The sequence below is a fragment of the Absiella sp. AM29-15 genome, from assembly GCF_003434225.1.
GTDB classification, from domain to species: Bacteria; Bacillota_I; Bacilli_A; order Erysipelotrichales; family Erysipelotrichaceae; genus Hoskinsella; species Hoskinsella hominis.
In genome coordinates this window covers 1-3,651 of sequence record NZ_QVFL01000025.1, presented here as the reverse complement: position 1 = coordinate 3,651, position 3,651 = coordinate 1, and the positions used below count along the sequence as shown (strand labels likewise).

2 protein-coding genes are annotated in these 3,651 nt (G+C 35.1%); both read right to left on the bottom strand.

The features are described from left to right. Positions 1-517: 517 nt before the first annotated feature. Positions 518-655 carry a hypothetical protein gene (locus DW761_RS21090; protein ID WP_158553854.1) on the bottom strand — a complete coding sequence of 46 codons (138 nt, stop codon included), beginning with the start codon at positions 653-655 and terminating at the stop codon, positions 518-520. Positions 656-965: 310 nt separating this feature from the next. Beyond that, a complete protein-coding gene (locus DW761_RS19375; protein WP_117453221.1) occupies positions 966-3,521 on the bottom strand; it encodes an ATP-dependent Clp protease ATP-binding subunit in 2,556 nt (851 codons plus the stop codon). Positions 3,522-3,651 lie beyond the last annotated feature (130 nt).

Sequence of the window (3,651 nt, the reverse complement as noted above, 5' to 3'; positions counted from 1 at the left end):
TGTAGGTGGTGTCTGAAATTTATGCCTGTCCACGAAATTCGTTCACCCTCCCTAACTTGTTGCTTAGTTTGTTACTTTTTTCGTTTTCTGCATTTTCCATTTATCTCCTACGCTTATCTATATACGTATAAAATATATAAAATTTAAAAATTATAAATTATTATTTACCGTTGACTTTTCGTGCATAAACACATATAATATAAGTGCACACAGTTTTCTGCATAGCGAAAGGGATATTCTGCATTTTTCATTTACCTCCTACACTTATCTATATACGTATAAAATTTACAAAATCCTAAATTTCAAGTGAAAAAACCTATATAAAATTTAAAAATTATAAATTATTACTTACTGTTGACTTTTCATGCATAAACACATATAATATAAGTGCACACAGTTTTCTGCATAGCGAAAGGGATGAAGCTGCTACTTCATCCCTTTCTTTTTGTAGGTGGTGCCTGAAATTTATGCCTGTCCACGAAATTCGTTCACCCTCCCTAACTTGTTGCTTAGTTTGTTACTTTTTTCGTTTTCTGCATTTGATTACAGTTTCATATAGTTTCGTGATCTCTTTGATGATATTGGGAAGTGTTTTGATCAAGGTCATGAGCACCTGACTTCCTATTACCATGAAAATCACTGCATAATATCCCACTAGTAATCTCCCATTCAGACACACAGATGTAATTCTGCATTTTTCATTTACCTCCTACACTTATCTATATACGTATAAAATTTATTAAATCCTAAATTTTAAGTGAAAAAACCTATATAAAATTTAAAAATTATAAATTATTACTTACCATTGACTTTTCATGCATAAATGCATACAATATAAGTGCACACAGTTTTCTGCATAGCGAAAGGGATGAAGCCGTTACTTCATCCCTTTCTTTTTAAAGCTATTTTGTTTTGTCTATATACTGAAAAAGGTATCCCAAATTATTTATGAGATACCTTCTTTATTATGCCTGTGTGATATTTACAATATATTCTCCATCAACTACATCAATGGCTACAATATCATCTTTTCCAGCATTGCCTTCAATCATCTTACGAGCAATCAATGTTTCGATGTTTCTTTGGATATAACGCTTCATTGGACGTGCTCCATAAACTGGATCTACACCCTGTGTAGCGATATTACGGTAAACAGCGTCACTAACCTGTAATTTAATATCTTTCTTCGCAAGTCTTGTTTGTAATTCATCCATGAATTTATGTGCAATCTTACCTAACATATCATCATTTAATGCATTAAATACAACGATTTCATCAATACGATTCACAAATTCCGGTTTAAAATACTTCTTAACTTCAGACAAATATTTTTCTTCCTTATTGTCCTCATCAAATGCGAACTGGCTTCCAAGATTGCTGGTCATAATCAACAGAGTATTTTTAAAGTCTACGGTAACACCTTTACTGTCTGTAATACGTCCATCATCTAGAATCTGAAGCAATACATTAAATACATCCGGGTGTGCTTTTTCGACTTCATCAAATAAAATGATAGAATAAGGATTACGACGAACTGCTTCTGTCAGCTGACCACCTTCATCATATCCTACATATCCTGGAGGAGCACCAATTAAACGTGACACACTGTGCTTCTCCATATATTCACTCATATCTATACGCACAATATGACTTTCACTGTCAAACAGCTGTTCAGCTAATGCTTTTGCGACCTCTGTCTTACCAACACCGGTTGGACCTAAGAATAAGAAACTTCCGATTGGTCTGTTTTCATCCTGAATCTGTGCTTTACTACGCAGGATTGCATCAGTTACTAATTCCAAAGCATTATCCTGACCGATAACACGTTTTTGTAAAGCTTCTTTCAGATGTAACAGCTTCTGACGTTCACTTTCTACTAGACGGCTTACTTCTACACCTGTCCATTTACTAACGATTTCCGCAATTAACTCTTCATTTACTGTTTCCTGAATTAAGGTATCATCACCTTTTTCTTTATCTGATTGTTCCTTAATCAGCTTCTCTAAATGTGGAATGGTATCATATTGCAGACGGGCAGCATCTTCATAACGGGCTTCATTTTGTGCCTGTTCTAAATCAAGTTTTGCTTTTTCCAGTTTAACTTTGGCATTCTTGCTTTCTTCCAGTTCTGCCTTTTCATCTTCCCATTTCGTATATAAGACATCTTTCTTTGCCTGTAGTTCTTCTAATTCCTGTTTAATATCATTTCTTCGTTCTACGGCTTTTTTGTCATCTTCCTGTTTCAATGCGGTTTCTTCAATCTGCAGCTGCATAATTTTACGCTGTAATTCATCTAATTCTTGTGGCATAGATTCCATTTCTACACGTAATGTTGCACATGCTTCATCAATTAAATCAATTGCTTTATCAGGAAGGAAACGATCCGTGATATAACGATTAGACATTGTTGCGGCAGCAATGATTGCTTCATCTAAAATTTTTACACCATGGTAAGATTCAAAACGATCTTTTAAGCCACGCAGAATACTAATCGTATCTTCTACTGTTGGTTCTTTTACCATAACACGTTGGAAACGACGCTCCAGTGCAGCATCCTTTTCAATATATTGACGATATTCATTGAAAGTGGTAGCCCCGATACAGCGTAATTCTCCACGTGCCAACATTGGCTTTAACAGATTGGCTGCATCCATACTGCCTTCTGTTTTACCAGCACCCACAAGATTATGCAATTCATCAATAAACAAAATGATATTGCCATCTGCATTTTTTACTTCTTCTAGTACGGCTTTTAATCGTTCTTCAAATTCACCACGATATTTAGCACCGGCAATCAATGCCCCCATATCCAATTCTATTAATTTCTTTTCTTTTAAGGAGCCTGGTACATCGCCTTTCATAATACGCCATGCGATTCCTTCTACAACAGCTGTTTTACCAACACCGGGTTCACCAATTAATACCGGGTTATTTTTTGTCTTACGGGATAAAATCTGAATGACACGACGGATTTCATCATCACGTCCGATAATCGGATCAATTTTGCCATTCTTAACATCTTCAACTAAATCTCGTCCATATTTACTTAATGCTTCGACATTGCTTTCAGCATTTGGAGTATCCATTTTCTTCCCTCCTCTGCGTTTTAATTCTTCATCCTTGCATACATCTTCCTTTAGATGAAATTCTTTTACCAGGCGTTTTGAAATATAAGATTTATTAAACATCAGGGCAATCCATACGCTGGCAACACTTAGATATGTTTCTGATACAGAATCACTCCATGCTTCTGCCTTTTGAAAAGATTGTGCTACCTCATTGGAGAATTGTGGATTCACATTGCTTGATTTCGCAACACGTCCCATTTCTTCATCAATGATAGATAACGCTCTTGTTTTATCTATATTCAATCGCTTAAAAAGTCCATCCAGGACCTCGTTTTCAAATATCGCCTTTAACATTTGAATCGTGTCGATGGTGGTATGCTGATAATTCTTACAGATTTCCACTGCCTGCATAATGACTTCCTGCAGTTTTTCACTCATTTTTTCAAAGTTCATAATATCAACTCCTTTTAGCACTCTTGATTATTGATTGCTAATTGTATTATAACACTTATTTTAGCACTGTCAAGATGTGAGTGCTAATATTTTTGTTATTTTTTTGCAAACCCTTTAAAATCAATGGTTT

Excerpts from the sequence above, each read along its gene's own strand:
- DW761_RS19375 (WP_117453221.1), bottom strand. The coding sequence starts at position 3,521 with ATGAACTTTGAAAAAATGAGTGAAAAACTGCAGGAAGTCATTATGCAG.